Here is a 25,984-nt window from a genome sequence, read left to right on the forward strand (position 1 = left end):
CCCGTTCGAGAGGGACCCCGCATGTCCGAGAACTACCCGCCCGCACCGACTGAGCCCGGCGGTCCCGTCACCGCTCCGTCGCGCTCGAACGGTCTCACGATCGCCGCCCTCGTGCTCGGGGTCATCGGTGTCGTGTTCGCGCTCCTCGTCCCCATCATCGGGATCATCTGCGGCGTCCTGGCGCTCGTGCTCGGCCTCGTGGCGCGTCGACGCGGCGCTGCCGCTGGGCGCGGGCGCGGCATGGCACTGGCTGGCGTCATCCTGGGCGCCATCGCCATCGTCGCGGCGATCGTGAACATCATCGTCGCGGCGTCGATCATCTCGCAGCACATGTGACACTCCTGCGGATCGACGGATGGCCTCGGCAGAACGCCGGGGCCATCCGCCGTTCCGAGCAGGGCAGTCCGCGTTCCAAGCCGGCCCAGCACTGGCGCTTACCTGACATAATATGCATTATCGGCGCCCGTCAGAGTCGGCAGACCGGGTGTCCGGTCGGCAGCATCCACGGGTGTCCGGTCGGCAGCGTCCACGCGTGTCCGGTCGGCAGCGTCCACGCGTGTCCGGTCGGCAGAGTTCACCCGGGCGAAACACGATCCATGGCATCAATGGGACATGGACCCGCTCATCCTCGGCATCTTCCAGAGCCTCAGCCCGAACGGCACCGTCGGGTCGGCGTGGCAGCACCCCGACGACCGCTCGGCCGACTTCACCGACCTCGACCACTGGATCCGTCTGGCACGGATGTTCGAGGAGGCACGGCTCGACCTCCTGTTCCTCGCCGACAGCTACGGGTTCCCGGCGCTCGACGGCGAACTCATCCCGGCCTCGGTCAAGGAGGGTCGTGGGATCCCGGGCGGCGATCCGATGCCGCTCGTGACCGCGCTTGCCGCGGCGACCGAGCGACTCGGGTTCATCCTCACGGCCTCCACCACGGTCGAACCACCCGCGGCGAACGCCCGCCGGTTCGCCACGCTCGACCACTTCACCAAGGGCCGGATCGGCTGGAACATCGTCACCGGGTCCTCGGGCGCGACCGCGGCGGACCTGATGGGCAAGGCCCTCGTGCCGCACGACGAGCGCTACGACATGGCGGACGACTACCTGGCGCTCGACCTGGCGCTGTGGGAGGACTCGTGGGCCGACGACGCGCTGGTCCGGGACAAGGCGACGAACACGTACGCGGACCCGGCCGGGGTCCGGATGATCACGCACGACGGGCCGTACTTCCGCTCGCGCGGCATCCTCAACCTGCCGCCGTCGCCGCAGCGAACGCCGCTCCTCGTCCAGGCGGGGACATCGGGGCGCGGGATGCGGTTCGCCGGTGAGCACGCCGAAGCCGTGTTCGTTGCCGGCGGGGCACCGGAGCGGGTCGCACGGAACATCGCCGCGATCCGGCAGGCCGCGGTCGAGGCCGGCCGCTCCCCCAGCGCCGTCAAGGTCCTGGTCGGCGCGCTGTTCCTCGTCGGACCGACCGAGGAGGCGGCGCAGCGGACGCACCGGGAGATGCTCGCGATGTCGACCCCCGAGGGGGCCGCGGCGATCTTCGCCGGGAACACCGGTGTCGACCTCCTGGCGCTCGACCCGGACCAGCCTCTGGCGCAGCAGCGGACCGAGCTCGGGCTGTCGAACCTGCAGCGGTACCTCGGCCGTGACGGTCGCCCCGGCCCCACCGTGCGCGAGATCATCGAGGACTTCCGGGTGACGGGCATCAACGGCAGCGTCTTCGTCGGAACCGGCGCGAGCGTGGCGAACCAGGTCGAGGAGTTCGTGCGGACGACGGATGCGGACGGGTTCCTCATCCAGCCCCACATGACACCGGGCACGTACGAGGACCTCATCGAGTACCTGCTGCCGGTGCTCCGTGCCCGCGGTCTCGCCCGGGACGAGTACGTCGGCGACACCCTGCGCGAGCGGTTCTTCGGGCCCGGACACCGGCGCCTCCCCGCCGAGCTGCGCCGGAACGCGGGTGCCGTGACGACGGTGTCCTGACGCCGGGGACCGCGCTACCATCGCGCCATGGACGACGTCGTGGTCGATGCGGTGGGACGCCCCGAGCCGCCGGTCGCGGCCGACGAGGCCGCGACACTCGTCGGGTTCCTCGAGTACCAGCGCGCGACCTTCGCGTGGAAGACGTCGGGCCTCGACGCCGCGGGTCTCACGACGAGCGTCGGCGTCTCGACCATGACGCTCGGGGGGATGCTGAAACACCTCGCGCTCGTCGAGGACGACTGGTTCGACCACGTCGTGCTCGGGCACCCCGACCGCGCTCCCTGGGACGCCGTCGACTGGGACGTCGACCCGGACTGGGAGTGGCGGACCGCCGCGGACGACGACCCCGACGCCCTCCGGTCGCTGTGGACCGAGGCGGTGGAGCGCGCTCGCGGCGCCGTCGCGACCGCGCTCGCGGACGGCGGACTCGACCGGGCGTCGGCCGTGGCGTGGCCGGACGGGCGACGGCCGAGCCTCCGCTGGGTGCTCTGCCACATGATCGAGGAGTACGCCCGGCACAACGGGCACGCCGACCTGATCCGGGAGGCCGTGGACGGACTCGTCGGCGAGTGACGGGCGCGGGCGGAGAGCCGCCGCCAGCGCTTGCCGTCGCCCGCCGTGCTCGGCAGACTCAGGGCATGACCGTTCGGTGGTACAGCGTCGTCGTGGACTGTCAGGACCTGCACGCGCAAGCGCGGTGGTGGGCGGACACGCTCGACTGGCGACTCGTGTACGAGGCCGACGACGAGGCGGTGATCGTGCCGCCCCACGCACTCGATCCCTCTCGTCTCGTGCCCCTGCACGAGCGGGGTCCGGGCCTCGTGTTCGTCCCGGTCCCCGAAGGCAAGACGGTGAAGAACCGACTCCACATCGACCTCGCGCCAGGACCGGAGGACGACCAGGCCACCGACGTGCAGGCGTTGCTCGACCGCGGCGCGACCCGCGCGGACGTCGGTCAGGACGACGACGTCTCCTGGGTCGTCCTGCGCGACCCCGAGGGCAACGAGTTCTGCGTGCTCTCCCCGCGCGACTGACCGCGTCAGGCGAAGCGGCGCACGAGTGCGGGCAGCTCCGGCGGTTCGAACGGCTCCGTCGTCGCCGCCAGCTCGTCGGCCGTCCACCAGCGCGCGTCGAGGATGTCGACGCGCTCCTCGTCGGTCCACTCCGCGTTCGACAGGGTGAACCCGGTGGTCCTCACGATGTAGAACTCCGAGTGGCCGCGGTCGTGGTCGGCCTCGTCGAAGTCCACCGCGAAGTCCCACGACCAGACGGACTCCCCCGGGTCCTCGATGACGATGCCGGTCTCCTCGCGGAGTTCCCGGATCGCGGCGTCGCGGTACGACTCCCCCGGGTCGACACCGCCGCCCGGGGTGATCCAGCGGTGGAACCCGTCGCTCGACGGGGCGCGCGTGTCCATGAGGAACACGCGGCAGTCGGCGTCGAGCAGCAGGATCCGGGAGGTGCGGCGCAGGCCCGGCAGCGCGGTCACGACCGCGGTCCGCTAGGAAGCCGAGCCGACGAACTCGGACACGTCGCCGACGAGCTTCGTGTGATCGGCCGGGATGGGCTCGACCGCGGCGAGGGCGACCTCGGCCGCGAACTCGGCGACGTTGTAGAGCTTGCCGACGGACTCGCGACGCCCGCTGATCGCACCCGGGTTGATGCGCTCGAGCAGGGTCGCCGTGATCGTGCCCTCGATCATGTCGCCGGAGACGACCACGAACTCGATCCCGGCGGCGTCGAGCTGCGGGATGAGGTCACGGAGCGCGAGCTCCCCGGCCCGCTTGCTCTTGGCGACCGGCACGTACTCGGGCAGGGTCTCGGCGGTCTCGACGAAGTGCGCCTGGTGGCTCGTGACGAACACGACGCGCGACCCCGCCGGCATGAGCGGCACGGCCGTCGTGAGGACGTCGACCTGGGCGTCGCGGTTGAGGCGCAGCGCGTAGTCGTCGCCCATGCCGGCCTCCATGCCGCCGGAGGCGTTGAGCACGAGCAGGTCGAGCCCGCCGAAGCGCTCGGCGATCGTGTCGAACATCGCCTGCACGGAGTCGTGGTCCGTGAGGTCGGCGCCGATGGCGATGGCCTCGCCGCCCGCGGCGGTGATGCGCTCCGCGATCTGGTCGGCGCGCTTGGCCTTGTTCCGGTAGTTCACGACCACACGGGCGCCCGCTTCCGCCAGGTAACCGAGGGTGTCCGCCCCGATCCCCCGGGACGACCCGGTGACGAGGGCGCGGGTACCGGCGAGTCGACCGGCGGCCAGGGGGTTGCTCACGTGTGGTGTCTCCTCGGATACGGGCCCGCGCCGCCGTCGGTTGGACCGCGCGTGACCGGGTCCGAGCCTAGCAACGCGGGCCTCCCGTCCCGCTGTCACCCCGCGCTGCTAGCGTGAGCGGCACCTGGATCGGACGGTGCGACGCACGCGCCGTCGGAACGCGACCCGAGGGAGGGCAGATCGCGTGGACGGTGTCATGTGGACCTGGGTGGTCGTGTGGATCGCCCTCGTCCTCGTGTTCCTCGTGGTCGAGGTCTTCACGCTCGACTTCGTGTTCGTGATGCTCGCAGCAGGGTCGGCCGGCGGCCTCGTCGCCTCGCTGCTCGGACTCCCGTGGTGGGCCGCCGTGCTCATCGCGGCGGCGCTGTCCCTCCTGCTCATCGCCCTCGTCCGGCCGCGCGTCATCCACGCGCTGGGTCGGGGTGCCGATCCGCACCGCACGAACGTCGACGCACTCACCGGGATGCCGGGCGAGGTCGTCGTCGCGTTCACGGCCTCCGCCCCCGGCCAGGTCCGTCTGGCGAACGGCGAGACCTGGAGCGCGCGCATCGCCGCCGACACCGGCGCCGCGGTCCCGGTTCGCCCGCCCCTCGGCACGCCGGTCGTCGTGACCGGCGTCGAGGGCTCCACGGCGGTCGTCCGCCTCACCGAAAGGACAACACCATGACCGTCTCCACCGGGACGATCCTGCTCATCGCGCTCATCGTGGTGGTGGTCATCTTCGTGATCGTCGTGCTCAGCAGGGCGATCCGGATCATCCCCCAGGCGCGGGCCGGCGTCGTGGAACGGCTCGGCCGCTACCACAAGACGCTCACACCGGGTCTCAACCTGCTCGTGCCCTTCATCGACCGACTCCGCCCGCTGCTCGACATGCGCGAGCAGGTGGTCTCGTTCCCGCCGCAGCCCGTCATCACCGAGGACAACCTCGTCGTGTCGATCGACACGGTCGTGTACTTCCAGGTGACCGACGCCCGGGCCGCGACGTACGAGATCGCGAACTACCTCGGCGCGGTCGAGCAGCTGACGACCACGACCCTCCGCAACGTCGTCGGCGGCCTCAACCTCGAGCAGGCGCTCACCAGCCGTGACAACATCAACGGTCAGCTCCGCATCGTCCTCGACGAAGCCACGGGCAAGTGGGGCATCCGCGTCGGTCGGGTCGAGCTCAAGGCGATCGATCCGCCCGCGTCGATCCAGGACTCCATGGAGCAGCAGATGCGTGCCGAACGGAGCCGTCGTGCCGCCATCCTGCAGGCCGAGGGGACGAAGCAGTCCCAGATCCTCGAGGCCGAGGGCCAGCGGCAGTCCGCCATCCTCCGTGCCGAGGGCGAAGCGAAGGCCCGTGTGCTCGAGGCCGAGGGCGAGGCCCAGGCGATCGCGACGGTGTTCGGCGCCATCCACGCGGGCGACCCGGACGACAAGCTGCTGTCGTACCAGTACCTGCAGACCCTCCCGAAGCTCGCCGAGGGCAGCGCCAACAAGCTCTGGATGATCCCGAGCGAGTTCACCGAGGCACTGCAGGGCATCGCGCGCGGCTTCGGGGCGGGTTCGCTCGGAGGCGGCGGCCGACCGGACGTCGGGAGCGCGGGCAGCGGCGACGCCGGCCAGGACGCCCGCAACCAGGACTCCGGGAGCGCTCCGGTCCGCCCCGCAGGCGGAACCGAGGCCGGCGGGTCGGCCCCTCCTGCCCTCATGGACCGCATCTCGGCCCTCGCCGCGGCGAGTCTCGCCGACACGACGCCCTCCTCGTCGACGCCCGGAGCGGCGCTCGACGCAGCGGACGCGGCGCTCGACGCCCGACTGGCGGAGTCGGATCGGAGTGTCGACGAGCACCTCGGCGCGAGCGACGGGAGCTCGCGGCAGCACGACTGACGGGCGCGCGGGGACTGGGAAGCCTCTGTGAAAGGCGAACATCGGAAACACCCGGGCGGGTAGCGCGGTTCCCATACACGGAAGCGATGCGGAAGGAGCGAACCATGGCTGATCGCAGTCTCCGGGGCATGCGACTCGGGAGCCAGAGTCTCCAGAGCGAAGAGGGCGTCGAGTTCTCCGAGCGCAGGCGAGCCGTCTACCAGACCGACAAGGGCACGACGTTCGAGGTCGTCTTCGCCGCCGAGGCGGAGATCCCCGACACGTGGCAGTCCCCCAGGAGCGGGCAGGAGGGTCGTCTCCTCGGTGATGACGGCGCTCCCGTCCCGATCGAGGAACACGACACGAAAGCGCCGCGCACCCACTGGGACATGCTGCTCGAGCGGCGGTCCCGCGAGGAGCTCGAAGAGCTCCTGCAGGAGCGCCTGACCTACCTGCGCGCCCGACGTGGCGAACAGAAGATCGGCGCCTGACACCGTCGGCGCCTGCGGACCGGGAGGGCCGTCCTCATCACGAGGGCGGCCCTCCCGTCATGTGCGGCGCCGACGCCACGGCGCCGCGCCGAGCAGGACGAGCACGCCACCGATGACGACGACGGTCGTCAGACCGGTGCCGATGACGGTCGCCGGCGTGGTGCTCGTCCCCAGCGGCACGTCGGTCACCATCGACGTGGCCGTGTAGGCCGGAACCGAGTCGATGGTGCGTCCGGACGGATCGACGACCGCGCTCGCCCCGACGGTCGAGATGTTCACGAGCGAGCGCCCCGTCTCGATCGCACGCATCCGGGCGATCGCGAGCTGCTGCAGGTTCTCGTCGGTGCCGTCGAAGTCGGCGTTGTTCGTCTGGGCGAGGATGAGCTGCGCATGGGCGGCCGTCATCTCGTCGGTCAGGCGGTCGTCGACGATGTCGAAGCAGATCGCGAGCCCGACGCGCACGCCCGCGACGCTGACGGTGTTCGGCTTCGTCCCCGGCGTGTAGTCACGGCCGATCAGCCCGATCAGGGACGGCGCGAGCTTGCTGTAGAACCAGCGGTCGGGCACGTACTCACCGAAGGGCACCGGATGGGCCTTGTCGTAGGAGCCCAGCCAGCCCTTGCCGGCCTGCCAGACGAAGGACGTGTTGTGGTACTGGCCACGGGCGTTCTCGGTGATCGCACCGGCGACGATCGGCGCGTGCGTGGCGGTGCTCAGGGCGTCGAGGGCCGCCGCCACCCCGGGCGAGCGCCGAGGGTCGAACTCGGCCGACGCCTCCGGCCACACCACCATGTCGACTCCCTTGGCCGACGTGTCCGTCGCGTCGAGCTGGGACGACAGGACCTCGCCGGGCTGGGCGCCGTCGAAGTACCCCGCCGGACCGTCGCCCTGGACGCTCTCGACGCGGACCATGCCCGATGTCGTCGCGGGCCACGCCGGCACCGCGAGGACGACCACCACGACGCCGACCGCGAGCACGGCCCGGACGAACGGCCGCACACCGACCTCGACCGCGAGGGCGACGAGTGCCGCCACCATGAACACGAGCACGAACGTCAGTCCGAGCACCCCGAGCCAAGCGACGAGCGGTGCGAAGGGACTCTGTGACTGGCTCAGGGCGACGCGACCCCAGGAGAACCCGTTGTACGGGTAGTTCCCGCCGAGCCACTCGCGGCCCGTCCAGAGCGCCGCGACGACCGCAGGCGTGAGGAGCACTCGACCGAGGACGGTCGGAACCGCCCGCGGCACCCACCGGTACGCGAGCGCCATGGCCGCTCCCCCGAGCGCCGGGAACAGCGCCTCGAACAGCGCGAGCGCGAGCCAGGGCACCGGGCCGAGGTACTTCGCCGCCCAGTCCACGTCGACCAGGAAGAACGCGGCGCCGAAGACGTAGCCGAGCCCGAACGCCACCCAGAACCGCTGTCCTCGGACCGCGAGGAGCATCATCGCGACGGCGGGGAACGCCAGCACCCAGACGCCCGCCCCGGGGAACGCGAGGTCGAGGACGAGTCCGCCGAGCGCTGCCAGTGGGTACGCGACGGAGCGCGGGAGGACACCGGCCGCGCCCGCGTCGTGACCGGGGCCGTGCCTCCAGACCGGCAGGGGGTGCCGGGGACGGCGCCGCCGCGGTGTCGGACGGGGCGACTGCACGGCCTCCGCGCCGACGGCGGGCAGGCGCGTCGGACGGTCCTCGGTCGTCGTCATGGGATCGTCCCTCAGACCGTCGCGTAGGCGACGATGCCACGGCGCATGGCGTCGGCGGCACGGGAGGCGGTGCGCGACAACGGCGCGTCGGCCGCGTTGCGGAGCTGGTCGAGCAGGTCGATCACCTGCTTGGACCACCGGACGAAGTCGCCTGCGGCGAGGTCGAGGGTCCGGAGGACGTCGTCGAGCGAGGACCCCGACGCCCATCGGAAGACGCCGAGCGCGATCGCGGGCGTGGGCGGCATCGATCCTGCCAGGCGGTGGTCCCGCTCGAGGTCGTCGAGGCGCGCCCAGATCGTGAGCGTCTCGTCGAGGGCCGGACGGAAGGCGCCGCGGGGCAGCGCGTGTTCCGTGCCGGGAGCGTCCTCGCGGCGGGGCTCGTAGACGATCGTCGCCGCCATCGCCGCGAGCTGCGCCGGTGTCAACTCGTCCCAGACGTGCGCCTCGATGCACTCCGCGACGAGCAGGTCGCGGTCGCCGTAGATGCGCTGCAACCGGCGCCCACCGGCGGCGACGCGCACCTCGTCCCGTCGGGCCCCCGCGGACTCGGACGTCGGCACCGGGACGCCGTCCACGTCCTCCGGCGCGTCGCGGGTCAGGTAGCCGAGTGCCAGGAGGACGTCGGTCACCCGGTCGAACACGATCGCCACCGCACCGGTGCGCGAGCGGATCTGCGCGAGCAGCTTGTCGGTGGAGCGGGACAGGCGGTACCAGCGCTCGGCCCAGCGCGCGTGCGCCTCGCGGTCGGGACACGCGTGGCAGGGATGCCGCTGCATGCGTCGCCGGACCTCGCTGATCGCGGCCTGCCGCTCCTGGCGTGCACCGTGTGAGGACTCGCGGCCGCCCGGGATCGTCGACCGCTCCAGGTCGGAGAGCTCGCGTCGGAGCGCCGCGTACTCCGTGAAGTCCCCGAGGTGGCACTCCATGGACCGGCGGTAGCCGTCGAGCGACTCCTGCTGCGATCGGGCCTTCCGGGCGAGATCGACGACCGAGCGGTCCGCTTGGAACTGCGCGAACGACGTCTCGAGGACCTCGCGCGTCCGCTCCCGCCCGAACTGCTCGATGAGGTTGACGGCCATGTTGTACGTCGGCTTGAACGCGGAGTTCAGCGGGTAGGTCCGGCGCGAGGCGAGCGACGCCACCGCCTGTGGTTCGAGGCCGTCGGTCCACTGGATGACCGCATGGCCCTCGACGTCGATCCCGCGGCGACCGGCGCGGCCGGTCAGCTGCGTGTACTCCCCCGGCGTGATCGGGACGCGCGCCTCGCCGTTGAACTTCTCGAGCTTCTCGAGCACCACCGTGCGGGCGGGCATGTTGACCCCGAGCGCCAGGGTCTCGGTGGCGAGCACGACCTTGAGCAGCTTGCGCTGGAACAGGTCCTCGACGACCTCCTTGAACGCTGGCAGCAGACCCGCGTGGTGCGCCGCGACGCCCCGCTCGAGGCCCTCGAGCCACTCCCAGTAGCCGAGCACCGCGAGGTCCTCGTCGAGCAGGGTGCGGCAGTGGTACTCGGCGGTCTCGCGGATCTCGCGGCGCTCAGCGGCGGTCGTCAGCGAGATCCCGGAGCGGAGGACCTGGCGCACGCCCTGGTCGCATCCGTTCCGGCTGAACACGAAGAAGATGGCCGGCAGCAACCGCCGCTCGTCGAGCATGTGGACGATGCCCTCGCGGTGCATGCGTTCCTGGCGCGGCCCGCGATGGTCGTACGCCGGACCGCGTCCGCGGCCGCGGCCTCGACCGCCGTTGCGGTCGCCACCCCGCGAGGCCCCACCGACCAGTCGCATGAGCTCCGGGTTGACACGGTTGGTCGCCGCCGCACCCGACGAGTCGAACAGGTCGACGAGCTTCGGACCGACGAGCACGTGCTGCTCGAGCGGCACCGGACGCTCCTCCGACACGATGACGTCCGTGTCCCCGCGCACCGCCTGCAGCCAGTCGCCGAACTCCTCGGCGTTCGACACGGTCGCCGACAGGGAGACGAGCCGGACCTCGCTCGGCAGGTGCAGGATCACCTCTTCCCACACCGGCCCGCGGAACCGGTCGGCGAGGTAGTGGACCTCGTCGAGCACGACGTAGGCCAGGTCGTCGAGCAGGTCGGACTCCGCGTAGATCATGTTGCGGAGCACCTCGGTCGTCATCACGACCACGCGCGCCCTCGGGTTGACGTTGGTGTCGCCCGTGAGCAGCCCGACCTCCGACTCGCCGTACGCGTCGACGAGTTCGCCGTACTTCTGGTTCGACAGCGCCTTGATCGGCGTGGTGTAGAACACCTTCGCCGTCGGGGAACGCATCGCGAGCCACACCGCGAACTCGGCGACGACCGTCTTGCCGGCACCGGTGGGCGCGGCGACGAGCACGCTGCGGCCCTCGTCGAGCGCCAGGCACGACGCCATCTGGAACGGGTCGAGGTCGAATCGGAGCTCGGTGCGGAACAGCTCGAGGTTCCGTGACCGCGCCCGCGCGCGGGCGGCGGCGAACCGGGCGGCCGGGGTCAGTCCCGTGTCGGTCACAGGCCGTACTCCGCGTCCACCGCTGCCTGACGTCGCGCTGCGCGCCGGTCGTGGAACCACGAGACCGCGCAGGCAGCGATGTACAGCACGACCATCGGCACGGCGAGCAGGAACATCGAGATGACGTCGGCCGACGGCGTGACCAGGGCGGTGAACACGAGGATGCAGAGGATCGCGATGCGCCAGGAGCCGATGATGGCCGCGGCGGAGAGCACCCCGACGAAGTTGAGGAGCACGAGGAACACCGGGAGCACGAACGCGATGCCGATGGCGAGGACGAGCTTGATGACGAAGTCGTAGTAGGTCTTGGCGTCCACGATCGAGGCGTCCTCGTGCGACACGAAGCTGCCGAGGATCCCGACGATGTGCGGCAGGACGTACCACCCGCAGAAGCAGCCGCCGAGGAAGAGCGGGATCGCCGAGCCGAAGAAGCCGATGACGTAGAGCTTCTCGCGGCGGACCAGCGCCGGCACGATGAAGGCCCACACCTGGTAGAGCCACACGGGGCTCGAGATGACGATGCCGATCGTGATCGCGATCTGCAGACGGAGGTCGAACGCACCGGTGATCACCGGGAAGTTCAGCTCGGCGACGTGCCCGCCGCCGGCACGGGCCAGGTTGCGGACCGGCGCGCGGAGGGCGTCGAGCACCCACGGCGTGAGGAACCACCCTGCCACGGCACACACGGCGATGGCGAGCACGGCGCGGAACAGGCGCTTGCGGAGCTCGACGAGGTGCTGTCCGAGGGACATCCGCCCCTCGGGGTCCTTCTTCGGCATCCCCGGGCGAGGCTGGCGTCCGCGCGCAGTCGTCGAGGCCATGGCTGTGATCCTACGTCCTCTCCGCCGTGGACCGACATGGCGGACGACGCCGGGGGCGGCTCAGTCCGCGGGGGCGAGCGCTGCCGCGGCGAAGGCGCGGAGGGCCGCGCGCGCGGCGGGCGGGTGCAGCACGACCGCACGGCCGGGCAGCCCGGCGACGAGGCGGACGACACCGTCGAACCCGGTCGCGGCGAGCCGGATGCGGACGCGGCCCTGGTCGTCCGGGTCGTCCGCGGTGTCGGCGAGGTAATCCGCGACGAGCGGCAGGGACGAGGAGTCGAGCTCGACGGTGACGATCGTGTCCTCGGGCCCACGTTGGAACAGCGTGTCGGGGATCTCGACGTCCTCGATCCGTTTCGTCGCCGGACGGTCGTCCACGGCGACGCCCGACATGCGGTCGAGTCGGAAGGTCCGGAGCGCATCGCGATCGAGGTCCCAGGCGCGCAGGTACCAGTCGGTGTCGATGGACTCGACCCGGAGCGGGTCCACGCGGCGTTCACCGCGGGGCGCCCGCGGCCCCGCGTAGTCGAACCGGAGGCCCCGACCGGCCGACATCGCCCGCCGGATCACCTCGAGGGTGACATCGTGCGCGTCCTGCCCGACCGCGACCGAACTGGAGGCGCCACCCGCCCCACGGGACAGCTTCGCGATGAGCGCGTGGATCGCCTCCGGGTCCCCGGCCTCGGGTAGCGCCGACAGGTACTGCAGGCCGGCGATGAGCGCCGAGGCCTCGCGGGCCGAGAGCCGCGGGGAGTCGTCGATCGCGACGAGGTTGGTCAACACGATCATGTCGTTCTGCTCGAAGTCGTCCCAGGCGATGTCGAACAGGTCACCGTGTTGGTACTGCATGGTCTCGCCCGGGACCCCCGACACGGCGATGAGCTCGACGGCGCGGCGGATCCGAGCCGCGGGGACCCCGAAGTGTCGTGCTGCCTCGGTGACCGACACGCGCTCGCGGTCGATGAGGTACGGCACGAGCGACAGGAGGAACGCGAGCTTGTCCTGCGCCTGGAGCGGCTGCTCAGCCACGGGCAGCCTCCCCCGGGGTGTCGTCGTGGTCCTGCACGAGTCGCTCGAGACGGGCACACACGAGGTCCCGCACGGCCGACGGCTCCACGACACGGACCTCCGGCCCGAAGGCGGCGAGCTCCTCGGCGAGGATCTGGGGATCCACGAAGTGCAGGACGAGTCGACCGTCGGCGTCCGTGGTGGTGCCGCGTCGGCGGGCGAGTCGCCGCTCGGCGTCGCTGCCCGTGGCGACCTGGATCGTGGCGGTCCGGTTCGCCCAGACCCGGTCGAGTTCCGCGAGGGCACGCTCCCCGGCGTCCGCCGGCGCCTCGTGCTGGCCGACCTCGTACGTCGTGACCGGACCGACGACGCGGGAGAGCAGGTAGTTCTTGTCGGAGTCGGTCGCGAACTCGTGCGCGGCGAGCATCCAGCGTCCGCCGTGCTGCACGAGTGCCAGTGGCGCGACCTGCCGCATCCGGGCCTTGGTGCTGCCCGGTGTGATGTAGTCGAACCGGACGGCGGCGGCGCGGTCGAGCGCGGCGCGCAGTGGTTCGAACGCGGCGTCCCTGGCCCGGAGCCGAGGAGCGTAGGCGTCCACGGCGCGGCCGTCCGCGAGCGCGTCCTCGCTGTCGTCGTCGGTACCGCCGACGGACCGCAGCTTGAGCAGGGCGCGACGGGAGTCGGCGGAGAGCGCGCCCTCACGCCAGGCCATCGCCGCCAGGGACAGCAGCGCGGACTCGTCCGGGGTGAACCGGACGTCCTCGGGCAGGTCGTACTCGCCCTTCGGGATCCGGTAGCGCAGCGTCTGGTTGTTGCCGGTCGCACCGGGCGTCTCGATGGTCTCGAGCGGGACACCGAGTTCGCGGACGTCGTCCTTGTCGCGCTCGAACTGACGCTCGAGCGAGGCGTTGTCACCACCCGGCGTGTACCGCTGGCGGTATCCCTGCACGTTCGCGAGGATCTCGCCCTTCGTGAGCCCCGACTCCGTCGACAGGAGCGCGAGCACGAGGCTGAACAGCCGTTCCTCCGCCGGGACACGCGGGGATCGGGTCGCTGGCACGAGGCTGATCCTACGGCAGCGGGCGTACCCCCGGGATCAGCGTGGCATCACGCCGAGCAGGTCGAACACGTACGCGTACGTCGTGCCGTTCTGCTTGACGACGGCGAGCACCTGGTCGCCGACCTGCTTGCCGATCAGGGCCTTGCGGATCGATGCCGCGATCTGGTTGCCGGGCGCCAGCGGGACCGTCACGGCACCCGATCCGTCGGTCCAGCTCGACCCGGCGACAGTCGAGTTCGTGCCCCAGTTGACCGCGGTGTACTTGACCACTGCCGTGTCCTTCGCGGTGATCTCGCGGCCGGACCCCTTGCGGAGCAGGTGCACCTGGTCAGTCGACGGTGCAGCGGTGGCGGGCACGGTGATCCCGGGCGCACCGTTCGGGGCGAGCACGACGGCCGGCATGCCGTCGGCGGCGACCTGTGGCCGTCCGTCGGCACGCGAGGCGAAGCCGTCCACGACGTCCGCAACGACGACCGCGGCGTCCTGTTGGACCTTCGCCGTGGTGGTGCTGCCGTTCTGGAGCGCCTTCTTCGACACCACGATCGCGAGGCGGTCACCGACCCGCGCGCACTCGAGCGCGTTGCCCAGCGCACCGCCGTTCGTCGACCCGACGGTGATGGGACTCGTCGTCCCCTTGTACCCGCTGGTCTGCAGGGTCTTGCCGGTCGCGCCGTCCACCACCGTGTACTCGATGACCGCCGGGGAACCCTCGCCGAGGACACGGCCGGACCCCTGGTGGAGCACGGAGACCTCGGTCCGCTTCGTGGTGAGCGGCGACGGGACGTGGACCGTCGGCTTCGCACCGATCGCGCCGGACGCCGACACGGCCTCGGACGCGTTGCCGGGCGCGGGTGCCGTGCATTCCCCCGCGGACGCCGAGCCCGACGCGCACGCTGTGAGCGACGCGACGAGGCCGACCGTGACCAGGAGTGCGGGGATGGTGCGCACGGACCCTCTTTCCACTCGTTCGGGGGTTCGCGCCCGGATGACGCCGGACGACTCCGGTAGAGCTTAGCGGTCGTCCGCTGGCGCCTCGTCCGCCCGGGGCCCGTCCGCCGCGGCGACCTTCCGGGCCTGCGCGGCCGCCTGCCGGGCGACCTTCCGGAGCTTCTTGTCGCTCGTCGCCCGCTCGCCCACGGCGCCGGGCGTCCACAGCTCGACGTCCTCGTCGGCGAACTCGGGCTTGCGACGGCGTCGGTGGTCGGGCAGCACGACGCCGTCCGCGAGCCGTCGGGCCGTCACCAGGAACCCGGTGTGGCCGACCATCCGGTGGTCGGGACGCACGGCGAGTCCGTCGACGTGCCAGGTGCGGACGAGCGTCTCGCTCGGCTCCGGCTCGGTGTAGCGGCCGGTGTCGCGGATCGCCTCGCACACGCGGGAGAGCTGCGTCACGGTCGCCACGTAACAGACGATGAGTCCGCCGGGCACGAGTGCGTCGGCGGCGTCGTCCACGCACTCCCACGGCGCGAGCATGTCGAGCACGACCCGGTCGACGGATCCGGCGTCGACGTGCTGCGCCAACTCCTCGACGAGGTCGCCCACGGTGACGGTCCAGTTGTCCGGATCGCCCCCGAGGAACGTGGCGACGTTGCCGCGGGCGATGTCGGCGAACTCGGACCGACGCTCGAACGAGTGCAGGGTCCCCTCGGCGCCGATCGCCCGGAGCAACCACAGCGAGAGCGCGCCCGAGCCGACGCCGGCCTCGACGACCCGGGCCCCCGGGAACACGTCCGCGAAGGCGACGATCTGGGCCGCGTCCTTCGGGTAGACGATCGCGGCCCCGCGGGGCATGGACATGACGTAGTCGTTCAGCAGGGGGCGGAGGGCCAGGTACTCGTCGCCGCTCGACGAGGCGATCACGGAGCCGTCCTGCTGGCCGATCACGTCGTTGTGGCGGAGGACGCCGCGGTGCGTGTGGTACTCGCCGCCGGCCTCGAGCGAGAGCGTGGTCAGCTTGCCCTTCGGGCCGGTGAGCTGGACGCGGTCGCCGGCACGGAAGGGACCGCGGGCTGGCGCGCCGGTCATCGCGCGCCCTCGCCCGGGAGCTGCGCCGCCGCCCCGGAGGACGCCGTGGTCGCCGCGGCGGCGTGCGCCGAGAACGCGGGCGCCGTCAGTGCGACGAGCCGGTCGACGTCCACGCCGTCCAGCGACTCGAGCCGGACGTCGGCGCTGCCCTCGGCGATCGGCACGACGTGCTCGACCGCGACCGTGACGGCCCCGGAGGCGAGCGCCGCGGCGACACCCGTCGGCGAGTCCTCGATCGCGACGCAGCGGGCCGGGTCGACGCCGAGTTCTGCCGCAGCACGGAGGAACGCCTCGGGGTGCGGCTTGGCGTGCTCCACGTCGTCGCCCGCGACGACCACGCGGAATCCCCTCGCGCCGAGCAACTCGGCCACGTCGACCGCCATCCGTCGCCGGGACATCGTCACGAGTGCGGTCGGGACGCCGCGGTCGTGCAGCTCCTCGACGAGCTCGCGGGCCCCGGGACGCCACGGCACGGCGTCGTGCATGTGCTCGACCACGTAGGTCGTCATCCACTCGACGATCTCCTCCACGGTCAGGTCCACGCCGTGCTCACGGAGGATCTCGCCGGAGCGCTCGAGGCCACTGCCGACGAGGGACAAGCCGTCCTCGTGGGTCCACGGGGCGTCGTACTGCGCGGTCAGCACCATCTGGGACCGCTGCCAGATCGGCTCGGTGTCCACGAGGGTGCCGTCCATGTCCCAGAGGACCGCGGCGGGGAGTTCGGAGGTCACGGCCCCCGAGTGTAGCGGCGGGCACCCGAACGCCCGTTCGCTCCGGGCACGACGCCGGGAGCGCGGGCCGCGGTGCCCGCGAGGACGCACGTCCTATTGTTGGTGTGCAGGTCGCGGCGCCCCGCGTCCCTCGGCAGATCGACCAGGAGGTCCCCTCCGTGCCACAGCACTCCCCCTTCAGCGACGGGCGCCTGCTCGTCGTCGCGTTCGAGGGATGGAACGACGCGGGCGAGGCCGCGAGCGGACTCGCCCGACGCATCGTCGACGCGCTCGACCTGGAGGAACTCCGGGAGCTCGACGGTGAACGGTACGTCGACTACCAGTTCAACCGCCCGACGATCGGCACCGACGACGACGGCATGCGCGGCGTCATCTGGCCGCGGATCGTGCTCCATGGTCCGGCGTCCACCGGCACCACGCCCGCCGTCTCCCAGGTCGTCGGTGCCGGCGGCACCACGAGTGAGCGCGGGGTGTACGTGCTCGTCGGTCCCGAGCCGTCGCGGACGTGGCGCGGGTTCGCGGCGGAGATCGTGGACCTGGTGGACGTGCACGCGATCGACGCCGTCGTGTTCGTCGGCGCGATGCTCGCGGACGTCCCGCACACCCGCCCGATCTCGGTCTTCGTGTCCAGTGAGGACGAGGACGTCCGCACCGCGCTCGGCGTCGACCACTCGACGTACGAGGGCCCGGTCGGCATCATCAGCGTCTTGTCGGACGCGATGGACACCGCCGGCGTGCCCACGATCTCCCTCTGGGCCTCGGTCCCGCACTACGTCCACAACGCCCCCTCGCCGAAGGCGACCCTCGCGCTCCTCGACCGCATCGAGGACCTCACCGACGTGACGGTGCCGCGCGGGTCCCTGCTCGACGACGCCGCGAACTGGGAGCAGGGCATCGACGCGCTGGCAGCCGACGACGAGGACATGGCGAGCTACATCACGCAGCTCGAACAGGCGCGCGACACGGTCGACTCCCCGGAGGCCAGCGGCGACGCGATCGCCCAGGAGTTCGAGCAGTACCTCCGCCGACGTGACGGCAAGGACGGCGCCCCGGGGGGCCCCGGCGAGGGTCCCTGGCGCCCACCCCAGTCCTGAAGGCGGGACGGCCGACGGACCCCGGACCCCGGTCCGGGTCCTCCGTCAGTGTCGTCCGATCCGGATCCCGAGCACGGCGTCGACGAGCGCGACGAGCTCGCCCGTGCACGTGCCACCCGCCGCGATCGCGGTGTCCACCGCGGCGACCGCCCCCGGCGTGTCGAGGTCGTCCGCGACCCGCTCGCGGATCCGAGCCATGCTCGCGACGGCCACCGACGTGTCGGCGTCGCCCCGGTCCTCCAGATCGACGCCGCGAGCCCAGGCGTCCCACGAGGCGAGCCGCGTGGTCGCGCTCGTCAGCTCGCTGTCGAACCACTCCCAGTCGTCCGAGTAGCGGTGGGACAACAGCGCGAGGCGGACGACCCGCGGGTCGGCGCCGTCGTCGAGCAGGCCGCGGACGGTCACGAGGTTGCCGAGCGACTTCGAGATCTTCGTGCCCTGGTAGGCGATCATCCCGGTGTGGACGTAGGCGCGTGCGAGTGGTGCGTGCGCGAGCGCCGCCGTGTGGCCCGCGCTCATCTCGTGGTGCGGGAACACGAGGTCGCTCCCCCCGCCCTGCACCGAGACGGGCGCACCGAGGCGGTCGCCCGCGATGACGCTGCACTCGATGTGCCATCCGGGGCGCCCGGTGCCCACAGCGGTGTCCCAGGTCGGTTCGCCGGGTCGTGCCGCACGCCACAGCAGCGGATCGAGCGGGTCACGCTTGCCGGGTCGATCCGGGTCGCCACCGCGCTCCGCCGACAGCGCGAGCATGGTGTCGCGGTCCAGGCCGCTCTCGGCACCGAGCGACCAGGCGTCGGTCGCGCGCTGGACGTCGAAGTACACGTCGTCGCCGTCCGCGCCCTCCGTCGGCACCCGGTAGCCGTGGCCGGACTCGAGCAGGAACGCGACGGCCTCGCCGATGCGCTCGACCTCGTCGGTGACCGCGACGTACTCGTCCGGCGGGAGCACCCGCAGCGCCTCCATGTCGCGCCGGAACAACGCGATCTGCGAGGCGGCGAGCTCGCGCCAGTCGACGCCGGTCGCCGCGGCGCGCTCGAGGAGCGGGTCGTCGACGTCGGTCGTGTTCTGCACGTACTCGACGTCGAGTCCGGCATCCCGCCAGGCCCGGTTCAGGGTGTCGAAGGCCAGGTAGGTGGCCGCGTGCCCGAGGTGGGTCGCGTCGTACGGCGTGATGCCGCACACGTACATGGTCGCGCGCTCGCCGCCGTCCGTCGGGTCGACCGGGCTGCCGGTGGCGGTGTCGTGCACGCGAGGCCGGCTGCCGACGCCGGGGACCTCGGGGACGTCGGGGTGCTCCCAGGCCCGCATCAGTAGGTCGCCAGGAGATCGGCGAGGACGCGGCGCCCGAACGCGAGCGACGCCAGCGGGACCCGCTCGTCGACGCCGTGGAACATGGCGGGGAAGTCCATGTCACCGGGGAGCTGCAACGGGACGAACCCGTAGCCGGCGATGCCGAGGGTCGACAGCGCTTTGTTGTCGGTCCCGCCGGACAGCAGGTAGGGCAGCACCGGCGCGCCTGGGTCGTGCCGGTCGAGGACCGCACGGACGGTGTCGACGAGCGGACCGGCGAACGCGGTCTCGAGACCGACGTCCCGGTGCGTCGTCAGCACCTCGACGTCGTCCCCGGCGAGTTCACGGACCTCGGCGAGCACCTGCTCCTCGTCGCCGGGCAGGCACCGGATGTCGACGAGCGCCTCGGCGGTGTCGGGGATCACGTTGTGCTTGTAGCCGGCGTGCAGGAGCGTCGGGTTCGTCGTCGTGTGCAGGGCCGCGTGGATGAAGCGCGAGGCCGAACCGGTCGCCAGCGCGACCTCGTCCGGTCCCGTCCGCGTGGGGTCCACCCCGAGGAACCGGGCGACCTCGCGCACCATCGCGTCGGTCGTGTCGGACATCCGGACCGGCCACTCGCGGCTCCCGATGCGCGCGACGGCCGCGGCGAGCTTCGTCACCGCGTTGTCGCGCATCACGTGCGACCCGTGCGCGGCGGTGCCCCGCGCGACGAGCTTGATCCAGATGAGCGCCTTCTCGCCCGTCTGCAGCAGGTAGGCCCGGCGATCGCCGAGGGTGATCGAGTAACCACCGACCTCGCTGATGGCCTCCGTCGCCCCGGCGAAGACCTCGGGGTGTTCCGCGACGACGTGGTGCGCGCCGAGGACGCCGCCGGCCTCCTCGTCCGCGAAGAAGCCGATCACCAGGTCGCGCTCGGGTGCGCCCTGCCGCTCGATGACGTCCCGCAGGGCGGTGAGCATCATCGCGTCCATGTCCTTCATGTCGACCGCGCCGCGACCCCAGAGCGCGCCGTCCTGGACGATGCCACCGAATGGGTCCACGGACCAGTTCGCGGGATCGGCCGGGACGACGTCGAGGTGCCCGTGCACGACGAGCCCCGGCTTGTCGCGGTCGCGCCCGGGAACCCGTGCGACGACGCTGACCCGGCCCGGCTCCGACTCGAACAGCTGCGGCTCCAGCCCGAGGTCCCGGAGATGCGCCTCGACGTACTCGGCCGCGTCGGCCTCGCCGTTCGAACGCCCCTCGCCGTGGTTCGTGGTGTCGAACCGGATGAGGTCACGGGCGATGGCGGCGGTGGCCTCGAGCTCCGTGTCGACGTCCGCCGGTCGCTGCACATCGGTCATGTCCCCAACGGTACCGTCCGCGTACGACCACGGTGCCCGCCGGTGCGGGCAGGCCGGGCGGGCGCGCCCGGGATGCGCGCCCGTGTGCGGTCGCGCCGCCGATCCGTGCTACTGTCGTTCCTCGGCAGCGGGACCGGCCGGAAGGCCCAGGACCCGCGTCGACACCCTGTCCGGGTGGCGGAATTGGTAGACGCGCTAGCTTGAGGTGCTAGTGCCCGTATTAGGGCGTGGGGGTTCAAGTCCCCCCTCGGACACGACGAGCGGCTGGTCCCATCGGGACCAGCCGCTTCTTCGTTCGGTGGCCGTCCCCGCTCGTGCACCGCGTCCTGGCTCCGCCGCTGGCGGACCCGGCTTCAGCGCCGACGCACCAGGCCCCGGACCAGCGAGGTCGCGACGAGGCCCACGAGCACGTACGGCCCCATCGTCAGCAGCGGGTCGATCCACGTGTGGTGCGTGTCCGACCGCGACGAGCGCAGTCGTTCGGCGATCCCCCGGCCGCCCCGTTCGGCAGCGATCCCGGTCTCGTGCACGACCCGGTCCGGCGACCCCTGCAGGGCCGCGGCGATCCGCGCCTCCGCGACGTTGACGCGGTCCCCGGCGATGAGGAGCAGCCAGTGCGCCGCACGCCCTTCGCTGAAGAACCCGTACGCAGCGCGGCGGATCAGACCCGAGACACCGGACAGCGGCTGCGCCGTCCCGAACACGGGCGTCACGAAGGCGTGCTCGATCGAGCGCTCGCGGCCCTCGGCACCCGGCTGTCGCTCCGGGAACGTCCAGTGCGCACCGGTGGCGGACGGGTCGAACCGGAGGCGCGGCACGGCCGGCCGGTCGGCGGGATCGAGGTCGGCGCCCCAGCCTGGGATCCGAGCACGCAGTTCCTCTGGCGTGGGGACGTCGCGGGGCTTGTCCGGCAGGTAGGCGAGCGGTTCGTCGTCGGTCATGCGGTCCTCCTCGTGTTCGGCGATGTCCGGTCGCCGCCGGTCACGCGCCCTCCGGCACGATCACGGTCTTGATGCAGTCATCGAGCTTCGCCGAGAACAGGTGGTAGCCCTCGGCGATGTGCTCGAGCGGGATGCGGTGGGTGATGATCTCGCTCGGCTTGAGGTACCCGGCGCGGATGTGTTCGAGCAGCCGCGGCCACTGGCGGATCACCGGGGTCTGGTTCATGCGCAACGTCAGGCCCTTGTTCATCGCGTCACCGAACTTCACCGCGCTGAAGATCGGCCCGTACGCGCCCATGACCGAGATCGTGCCGCCCTTGCGGACGCCGTCGATCGCCCAGTTGAGCGCGATGGGCGAACCGCCCTGGAGCTTCAGCTTCGTCGCGGTGACGTGCTGCAGCAGGTTGCCGTCGGCTTCGGCTCCGACGGCATCGATGCAGACGTCCGCACCGAGGAAGTCGGTCGTGCGCTTCAGCTCGAGCACGACGTCGGCGACCTCGGCGAAGTTGATGGTCTCGGCCTGCGCGAACGTGCGGGCCTTCTCGAGCCGGTACTCGAGCTGGTCGATGACGATCACCCGGCCGGCACCCATGAGCCAGGCGGACTTCGCGGCGTACAGACCGACCGGGCCCGCGCCGAACACGACGACCGTGTCGCCCTCCGCGATGTCGCCGAGTTGTGCACCGAAGTACCCGGTGGCGAGCGCGTCGGTCATCATGAGCGCGTCCTCGTCGTCGAGCCAGTCGGGGATGACCTGCGGACCGACGTCCGCGAAGGGCACCCGGACGTACTCCGCCTGGCCGCCGTCGTAGCCGCCCGTCGTGTGGGAGTACCCGTAGATGCCGCCGACCGCGGTCGCGTTGGGGTTGACGTTGTGGCAGTTCGAGTACAGGCCGCGGGCGCAGTACCAGCAGGTGCCACAGAAGATGTTGAAGGGGACCATCACCCGGTCGCCACGTTGGAGCCGCTCGACCGACGAGCCGACCTCCTCGACGACGCCGATGAACTCGTGACCGAAGGTGTGCCCGATGCGCGTGTCCGGCATGAGGCCGTGGTACAGGTGCAGATCGGAGCCGCAGATGGCGGCTCGGGTCACGCGGACGATCGCGTCGTTCGGGTGCTCGATCCGAGGGACGTCCTTGTCCTCGACTCGGATCCGGTAGGGCCCCCGGTAGGTCATGGCGCGCATGCGTCTCCTCTCGACGTCCCGAGTCCACCCCACGCCCGCTGGGCGGCGATCCAGGAACGTACCCCGCCCACGCCGGGAGGTGGGCCCCTCCCGCCGGTTCCGGGGCGACGCGCCAGCGGCGTCCCGGCCGTGCCGAGAGGGACGGCGCCGACCGGCACCGTCCCTCCCATCCGTCTCCCGCGTCAGCGGAGCGTGACTCAGCTGTTCGCGGCGTCCACGAACTCACGCCGCGGGTCGGTCTCCTTGATGAGCGACGTCGAGTCGCGACCCGACACGGCGCCGGTGAGCCAGCCGATGACGATGCGCGCCTTCCGGTTCAGGGTCGGCATCGCGTACACGTGGTAGGCGCGGTGCGCAGCCCAGGCCGGGAGGTTCGTCATCTTGATCCCCTTGATGTTGGCCGCGCCCTTCGCGATGCCGTACGAGGCGACCGATCCGATCGACACGTGGCGGTACTCGCGGATGGGCTGCCCGGTGATCGTCGCGACGATGTTGTCCGCGACGACGACCGCCTGCCGGACCGCGTTCTGCGCGTTCGGCGGGTAGTACGCCGGCTGCTTCTCCGCCGTCAGGTCGGGCACCTGTGCGGCGTCGCCGAGGCCCCAGGCCCCCTCGACCACTTCGTGGGTCTGCTCGTCCTCGACCTGGAGCTTCGCGTTGCACGCCAGGTGGCCCTTCGGCCCGCGCGGCAGATCGGTGTTGTCGAGCACCGGGTTGGGCTTGACGCCCGCCGTCCAGACGATGAGGCCGGCGGCGAACTCGTCACCGTCGCTGAGCTTGACGACTCCGCCCTCGCAGCTCGGCATCGTGGTCTTGAGGCGGACGTCGATCCCGCGGGTGCGGAGCGACTCGAGCGTCCACTTGGACAGGTCGGGGCCGACCTCGGGCGCCACGCGGTCGAGCGCGTCGATGAGCACCCATCGGGGCTGCTCGCCGGCGAGCGACGGGTAGGTCGCGATGGCGGCCTGCGAGACGTCGAACAGCTCCCCGATCGCCTCGACACCGGTGTAGCCACCGCCGATGAAGATGCTGGTGAGGAGCTTGCGGCGCTCCTCCTCGTCACGCGTGGCCGCGGCCTTGGCGATGTTGTCGAGGAGCTTGGCACGCACGAACGCGGCCTCCTCGACGCTCTTGAACCCCACGGCGTGCTCCTCGAGACCGGGGGTCGGGAACACGCGGGTGACCGAACCGAGGGCGACGACGACGTGGTCGTAGCCGAGCGTGCGGTCGTCCCCGCCCGCCGTGGCGACCGAGACGGTCTTCGCCGTGCTGTCGATCCCGGTCACCTTGCCCTGGATGACCCGGGTGCGCCGCAGCGCACGGCGGAGCTCCACGGTGACGTCGCGGGGTGCGATGTGCCCGCCGGCGACCTCGGGCAGGAACGGCAGGTACGTGTAGTACGTGTTCTGGTCGACGAGGGTGATCCGCATCGGGACCGTGGTGGCCTGCTTCTGCAGGTGCAGGACGGTGGAGTAACCGCCGGAACCGCCGCCGAGGACGAGGACGTGTGGGATCGAGTCAGCCATGCATACGGTCTACGCCAGATCGGCTCGGACGGTCACCATTTCCGACGGCCCGGCGTACGTCCCGGGAGGCTCGGATCGCGTCGTCGGCGCGCGTCGCCGCCGAGCCGTGGTCGACCTGCGTCACCCGCGCCGCTGACGGAGTCGCCACCAGGCCGCTTCGGCGATGTCGAGGCCGGTGTAGACGCCGTGCGCGGTCCGTCGCGCCTCGGTCAGCGAGAAGCGACGGAGTCGGTACCCGCCGCCGAACCGGTCGATGATGGCCTCGGGCGAGGCGTCCGGCTCGCGCTTGACGAACCAGGTGCGCTCGTCGACGGGCTCGATCACCGGCGGTTGCCGATCCGGGACCGGAGGATGTCGATGCGTTTCTGGATCTGCTCGGTGCTCGCCTGGGCCACTGCCGGTCCCCCGCTGATCCGACGGAGCTCGGCGTGCACGGCGCCGTGCGGCTCGTTGCTGTGCCGGGCCCAGATCGACACGAGCCGGTGGAGCTCCGACCGCTGCTCCTTGATCGTCATGTACATCGGTCGGTGCTCGGGCTCCGGGGGTCGCGGCTGGCCGTCCTTCCCCCGTCGCGCGCGCTTGGCCTGCGTCGCTTGACGCTGGCGGAGCAGTTCGCGGACCTGGTCCGGCTCGAGGAGCCCGGGGATCCCGATGAAGTCGAGTTCCTCGAGGCTGCCGATCTCGCCGCCCGACCCGAACTCGCCGCCGTCGTAGAGGACGCGGTCGAACGACGCCTGCGAGTCGAGGGCCTGGAACGGCTGCAGGTCGAGGAGGCTGTCCGAGGCCTTGGCGTCCTGGTTCGCCTCGGCCACCATGGCGTCCTCGGGGTTGTACATGCCGTCGTCCGTGCCCTTGGGGCGGTCGAGGGCGTGGTCACGCTCGAGTTCGAGGCTCGCCGCGAGGGCCATGAGCCCGGGCACGCTCGGCAGGAACACCGAGGCCGTCTCACCACGACGACGTGCCCGCACGAAACGACCGATCACCTGAGCGAAGAACAGCGGGGTGCTCGCGCTCGTGGCGTACACGCCGACACACAGACGCGGGACGTCGACACCCTCGGAGACCATCCGGACCGCGACCATCCACCGGGTCTCGTCGGCCGCGAACGCGCCGATGCGGCTGGAGGCCGCGGCCTCGTCGGAGAGCACCACGGTGGGTCGCTCGCCGGTGATCCGCTGGAGGATCCGGGCGTAGGCCCGGGCGGTCGTCGTGTCGGTGGCGATGACGAGACCGCCGGCGTCGGGGACCCCACGACGGACCTCGGTGAGCCGCTTGTCGGCGGCCGACAGCACGGCGGTCATCCACTCGCCGTCGGGGGCGAGTGCCGTGCGCCAGGCCTGCGCGGTGATGTCCTTCGTGACCTGCTCGCCGAGCGAGGCCGACATCTCGTCCCCCATGCGGGTCTTCCAGCGCATCTGGCCCGCGTAGGCCATGAACAACACGGGGCGGACGACGCCGTCCTGCAGCGCTCGGCCGTAGCCGTAGCTGTAGTCCGCGTTGGAGGTCCGGATGCCCTCGTCGTCCGGTGCGTAGCTCACGAACGGGATCGGGTTGGTGTCCGAGCGGAACGGCGTGCCACTCAGCGACAGTCGTCGGGTCGCGGCTCCGAAGGCCTCGCGGATGCCGTCGCCCCAGGTGAGGGCGTCACCGCCGTGGTGGACCTCGTCGAGGACGACGAGCGTGCGCCCACCCTCGGTGATCCGGCGGTGGACCTCGGGGTTCATGCCGACCTGGGCGTAGGTGATCGCGATGCCCTGGTAGTGCCGACCGAACATGCCGTCGCCGTTCTTGAACATCGGGTCGAGCCGGATGCCCACGCGGTCGGCCGCGTCCGCCCACTGCCGCTTCAGGTGCTCCGTCGGGGCGACGACCACGATCCGGTCGACGGTGTTCCGCGCCAGGAGCTCGGTGGCGAGTCGGAGGGCGAAGGTCGTCTTGCCGGCGCCCGGTGTCGCGGCGGCGAGGAAGTCACGCGGCTCGGTCTCGAAGTACTTGGTCAACGCCTCGACCTGCCAGGCGCGGAGCTTCGACGCGGTGCCCCAGGCGGCACGGTCCGGGAACGCGGGCGACAGGTGCTCGGCCGCTGCGTTGCCCGCGGCCTCCTGGCTCGACTCCCCTGCACTCACTCCACGGGAG

The 25,984-nt window shown here is 71.7% G+C and carries 25 protein-coding genes and 1 tRNA gene; 9 read left to right on the forward strand and 17 right to left on the reverse strand.

Translation table 11 applies throughout. The features are described 5' to 3' along the window. Window positions 1–21 precede the first annotated feature (21 nt). From DEI94_RS08305 to DEI94_RS08320, 4 genes are all read left to right on the forward strand, one after another. Window positions 22–336, forward strand: coding sequence for a DUF4190 domain-containing protein (locus DEI94_RS08305; RefSeq protein WP_111009053.1), 315 nt, complete (start codon window positions 22–24; stop codon window positions 334–336). A gap of 276 nt (window positions 337–612) precedes the next feature. Beyond that, the gene (locus tag DEI94_RS08310) at window positions 613–1,989 is read left to right on the forward strand and encodes an NtaA/DmoA family FMN-dependent monooxygenase (protein WP_111009054.1); all 1,377 of its coding nucleotides are present in this window, start codon (window positions 613–615) and stop codon (window positions 1,987–1,989) included. 27 nt (window positions 1,990–2,016) lie between these two features. Beyond that, window positions 2,017–2,562 (forward strand): DinB family protein, encoded by a 546-nt coding sequence (locus tag DEI94_RS08315; protein WP_111009055.1) that lies wholly within the window; start codon window positions 2,017–2,019, stop codon window positions 2,560–2,562. Between the two features lie 65 nt (window positions 2,563–2,627). Next, the gene (locus tag DEI94_RS08320; protein ID WP_111009056.1) at window positions 2,628–3,023 is read left to right on the forward strand and encodes a VOC family protein; all 396 of its coding nucleotides are present in this window, start codon (window positions 2,628–2,630) and stop codon (window positions 3,021–3,023) included. Window positions 3,024–3,028: 5 nt separating this feature from the next. On the opposite strand, the gene DEI94_RS08325 is transcribed toward DEI94_RS08320, so the two are convergent. Further along, a complete protein-coding gene (locus tag DEI94_RS08325) occupies window positions 3,029–3,478 on the reverse strand; it encodes an NUDIX hydrolase (RefSeq protein ID WP_111009057.1) in 450 nt (149 codons plus the stop codon). A 12-nt stretch (window positions 3,479–3,490) separates the two neighbouring features. After that, on the reverse strand, window positions 3,491–4,261 hold the full coding sequence (locus DEI94_RS08330) for an SDR family oxidoreductase (protein WP_111009058.1): 771 nt from the start codon (window positions 4,259–4,261) through the stop codon (window positions 3,491–3,493). Between the two features lie 184 nt (window positions 4,262–4,445). On the opposite strand from DEI94_RS08330, the gene DEI94_RS08335 reads away from it, so the two are divergent. From DEI94_RS08335 to DEI94_RS08345, 3 genes are all read left to right on the forward strand, one after another. Beyond that, the gene (locus tag DEI94_RS08335; RefSeq protein WP_258377923.1) at window positions 4,446–4,928 is read left to right on the forward strand and encodes an NfeD family protein; all 483 of its coding nucleotides are present in this window, start codon (window positions 4,446–4,448) and stop codon (window positions 4,926–4,928) included. Continuing rightward, window positions 4,925–6,133 carry an SPFH domain-containing protein gene (locus DEI94_RS08340; protein ID WP_111025602.1) on the forward strand — a complete coding sequence of 403 codons (1,209 nt, stop codon included), beginning with the start codon at window positions 4,925–4,927 and terminating at the stop codon, window positions 6,131–6,133. The genes DEI94_RS08335 and DEI94_RS08340 overlap by 4 nt, the downstream gene beginning before the upstream one ends. A gap of 104 nt (window positions 6,134–6,237) precedes the next feature. After that, the gene (locus DEI94_RS08345; RefSeq protein WP_111009061.1) at window positions 6,238–6,603 is read left to right on the forward strand and encodes an RNA polymerase-binding protein RbpA; all 366 of its coding nucleotides are present in this window, start codon (window positions 6,238–6,240) and stop codon (window positions 6,601–6,603) included. Between the two features lie 57 nt (window positions 6,604–6,660). On the opposite strand, the gene lnt is transcribed toward DEI94_RS08345, so the two are convergent. From lnt to DEI94_RS08385, 8 genes are all read right to left on the reverse strand, one after another. Then, the gene (lnt, locus tag DEI94_RS08350) at window positions 6,661–8,307 is read right to left on the reverse strand and encodes an apolipoprotein N-acyltransferase (RefSeq protein WP_111025603.1); all 1,647 of its coding nucleotides are present in this window, start codon (window positions 8,305–8,307) and stop codon (window positions 6,661–6,663) included. 11 nt (window positions 8,308–8,318) lie between these two features. After that, window positions 8,319–10,817, reverse strand: a complete 2,499-nt coding sequence (locus DEI94_RS08355) for a DEAD/DEAH box helicase (protein WP_111009063.1) — start codon at window positions 10,815–10,817, stop codon at window positions 8,319–8,321. Further along, on the reverse strand, window positions 10,814–11,569 hold the full coding sequence (tatC, locus tag DEI94_RS08360; RefSeq protein ID WP_111009341.1) for a twin-arginine translocase subunit TatC: 756 nt from the start codon (window positions 11,567–11,569) through the stop codon (window positions 10,814–10,816). The genes DEI94_RS08355 and tatC overlap by 4 nt, the downstream gene beginning before the upstream one ends. A gap of 129 nt (window positions 11,570–11,698) precedes the next feature. Then, on the reverse strand, window positions 11,699–12,667 hold the full coding sequence (locus DEI94_RS08365; protein ID WP_111009064.1) for a helix-turn-helix transcriptional regulator: 969 nt from the start codon (window positions 12,665–12,667) through the stop codon (window positions 11,699–11,701). Then, complete coding sequence (locus DEI94_RS08370; RefSeq protein ID WP_111025604.1) at window positions 12,660–13,706, reverse strand: helix-turn-helix transcriptional regulator; 1,047 nt, start codon at window positions 13,704–13,706, stop codon at window positions 12,660–12,662. The genes DEI94_RS08365 and DEI94_RS08370 overlap by 8 nt, the downstream gene beginning before the upstream one ends. Before the next feature lie 36 nt (window positions 13,707–13,742). Then, the gene (locus tag DEI94_RS08375; RefSeq protein WP_111025605.1) at window positions 13,743–14,654 is read right to left on the reverse strand and encodes an FKBP-type peptidyl-prolyl cis-trans isomerase; all 912 of its coding nucleotides are present in this window, start codon (window positions 14,652–14,654) and stop codon (window positions 13,743–13,745) included. A 63-nt stretch (window positions 14,655–14,717) separates the two neighbouring features. Continuing rightward, window positions 14,718–15,731, reverse strand: coding sequence for a tRNA (adenine-N1)-methyltransferase (locus DEI94_RS08380; protein ID WP_111025606.1), 1,014 nt, complete (start codon window positions 15,729–15,731; stop codon window positions 14,718–14,720). Next, window positions 15,728–16,462 (reverse strand): HAD family hydrolase, encoded by a 735-nt coding sequence (locus DEI94_RS08385; protein ID WP_111025607.1) that lies wholly within the window; start codon window positions 16,460–16,462, stop codon window positions 15,728–15,730. The genes DEI94_RS08380 and DEI94_RS08385 overlap by 4 nt, the downstream gene beginning before the upstream one ends. 158 nt (window positions 16,463–16,620) lie before the next feature. Between DEI94_RS08385 and DEI94_RS08390 the strand changes: the two genes are divergently transcribed. Next, window positions 16,621–17,556, forward strand: coding sequence for a proteasome assembly chaperone family protein (locus tag DEI94_RS08390; protein ID WP_111025707.1), 936 nt, complete (start codon window positions 16,621–16,623; stop codon window positions 17,554–17,556). A gap of 45 nt (window positions 17,557–17,601) precedes the next feature. Here the strand turns inward: DEI94_RS08390 and mshC are convergent, their stop codons facing one another. After that, the gene (gene mshC / locus DEI94_RS08395) at window positions 17,602–18,867 is read right to left on the reverse strand and encodes a cysteine--1-D-myo-inosityl 2-amino-2-deoxy-alpha-D-glucopyranoside ligase (RefSeq protein ID WP_111025608.1); all 1,266 of its coding nucleotides are present in this window, start codon (window positions 18,865–18,867) and stop codon (window positions 17,602–17,604) included. Continuing rightward, the gene (locus DEI94_RS08400) at window positions 18,867–20,192 is read right to left on the reverse strand and encodes a M20/M25/M40 family metallo-hydrolase (protein WP_111025609.1); all 1,326 of its coding nucleotides are present in this window, start codon (window positions 20,190–20,192) and stop codon (window positions 18,867–18,869) included. The genes mshC and DEI94_RS08400 overlap by 1 nt, the downstream gene beginning before the upstream one ends. Before the next feature lie 168 nt (window positions 20,193–20,360). On the opposite strand from DEI94_RS08400, the gene DEI94_RS08405 reads away from it, so the two are divergent. Beyond that, window positions 20,361–20,446: transfer RNA gene (locus DEI94_RS08405), tRNA-Leu, on the forward strand. A 99-nt stretch (window positions 20,447–20,545) separates the two neighbouring features. Here the strand turns inward: DEI94_RS08405 and DEI94_RS08410 are convergent. The 5 genes from DEI94_RS08410 to DEI94_RS08430 form a co-directional block, all read right to left on the reverse strand. Next, the gene (locus tag DEI94_RS08410; RefSeq protein ID WP_111009071.1) at window positions 20,546–21,133 is read right to left on the reverse strand and encodes a hypothetical protein; all 588 of its coding nucleotides are present in this window, start codon (window positions 21,131–21,133) and stop codon (window positions 20,546–20,548) included. 40 nt (window positions 21,134–21,173) lie between these two features. Then, complete coding sequence (locus DEI94_RS08415) at window positions 21,174–22,322, reverse strand: zinc-dependent alcohol dehydrogenase (RefSeq protein WP_111009072.1); 1,149 nt, start codon at window positions 22,320–22,322, stop codon at window positions 21,174–21,176. Window positions 22,323–22,519: 197 nt separating this feature from the next. After that, window positions 22,520–23,848 carry an NAD(P)/FAD-dependent oxidoreductase gene (locus DEI94_RS08420; protein ID WP_111009073.1) on the reverse strand — a complete coding sequence of 443 codons (1,329 nt, stop codon included), beginning with the start codon at window positions 23,846–23,848 and terminating at the stop codon, window positions 22,520–22,522. A 120-nt stretch (window positions 23,849–23,968) separates the two neighbouring features. Beyond that, window positions 23,969–24,172, reverse strand: a complete 204-nt coding sequence (locus DEI94_RS08425; protein ID WP_111009074.1) for a hypothetical protein — start codon at window positions 24,170–24,172, stop codon at window positions 23,969–23,971. Further along, complete coding sequence (locus tag DEI94_RS08430; RefSeq protein ID WP_111025610.1) at window positions 24,169–25,974, reverse strand: DEAD/DEAH box helicase; 1,806 nt, start codon at window positions 25,972–25,974, stop codon at window positions 24,169–24,171. Before DEI94_RS08430 ends, DEI94_RS08425 begins: the two co-directional genes overlap by 4 nt. Between the last annotated feature and the right edge of the window lie 10 nt (window positions 25,975–25,984).

This window comes from Curtobacterium sp. MCBD17_040 (assembly GCF_003234805.2).
In the GTDB taxonomy this organism is placed as follows: Bacteria; Actinomycetota; Actinomycetes; order Actinomycetales; family Microbacteriaceae; genus Curtobacterium.

Bases quoted from the DNA above. Each gene is read 5' to 3' on its own strand.
- DEI94_RS08415 (WP_111009072.1), bottom strand. From the start codon at position 22,322: ATGCGCGCCATGACCTACCGGGGGCCCTACCGGATCCGAGTCGAGGAC.
- tatC (WP_111009341.1), bottom strand. From the start codon at position 11,569: ATGTCCCTCGGACAGCACCTCGTCGAGCTCCGCAAGCGCCTGTTCCGC.
- mshC (WP_111025608.1), bottom strand. From the start codon at position 18,867: ATGCGGGCCTGGGAGCACCCCGACGTCCCCGAGGTCCCCGGCGTCGGC.
- DEI94_RS08315 (WP_111009055.1), top strand. From the start codon at position 2,017: ATGGACGACGTCGTGGTCGATGCGGTGGGACGCCCCGAGCCGCCGGTC.
- DEI94_RS08410 (WP_111009071.1), bottom strand. From the start codon at position 21,133: ATGACCGACGACGAACCGCTCGCCTACCTGCCGGACAAGCCCCGCGAC.
- DEI94_RS08305 (WP_111009053.1), top strand. From the start codon at position 22: ATGTCCGAGAACTACCCGCCCGCACCGACTGAGCCCGGCGGTCCCGTC.
- DEI94_RS08400 (WP_111025609.1), bottom strand. From the start codon at position 20,192: ATGACCGATGTGCAGCGACCGGCGGACGTCGACACGGAGCTCGAGGCC.
- lnt (WP_111025603.1), bottom strand. From the start codon at position 8,307: ATGACGACGACCGAGGACCGTCCGACGCGCCTGCCCGCCGTCGGCGCG.
- DEI94_RS08340 (WP_111025602.1), top strand. From the start codon at position 4,925: ATGACCGTCTCCACCGGGACGATCCTGCTCATCGCGCTCATCGTGGTG.
- DEI94_RS08345 (WP_111009061.1), top strand. From the start codon at position 6,238: ATGGCTGATCGCAGTCTCCGGGGCATGCGACTCGGGAGCCAGAGTCTC.
- DEI94_RS08310 (WP_111009054.1), top strand. From the start codon at position 613: ATGGACCCGCTCATCCTCGGCATCTTCCAGAGCCTCAGCCCGAACGGC.
- DEI94_RS08320 (WP_111009056.1), top strand. From the start codon at position 2,628: ATGACCGTTCGGTGGTACAGCGTCGTCGTGGACTGTCAGGACCTGCAC.
- DEI94_RS08420 (WP_111009073.1), bottom strand. From the start codon at position 23,848: ATGGCTGACTCGATCCCACACGTCCTCGTCCTCGGCGGCGGTTCCGGC.
- DEI94_RS08380 (WP_111025606.1), bottom strand. From the start codon at position 15,731: ATGACCGGCGCGCCAGCCCGCGGTCCCTTCCGTGCCGGCGACCGCGTC.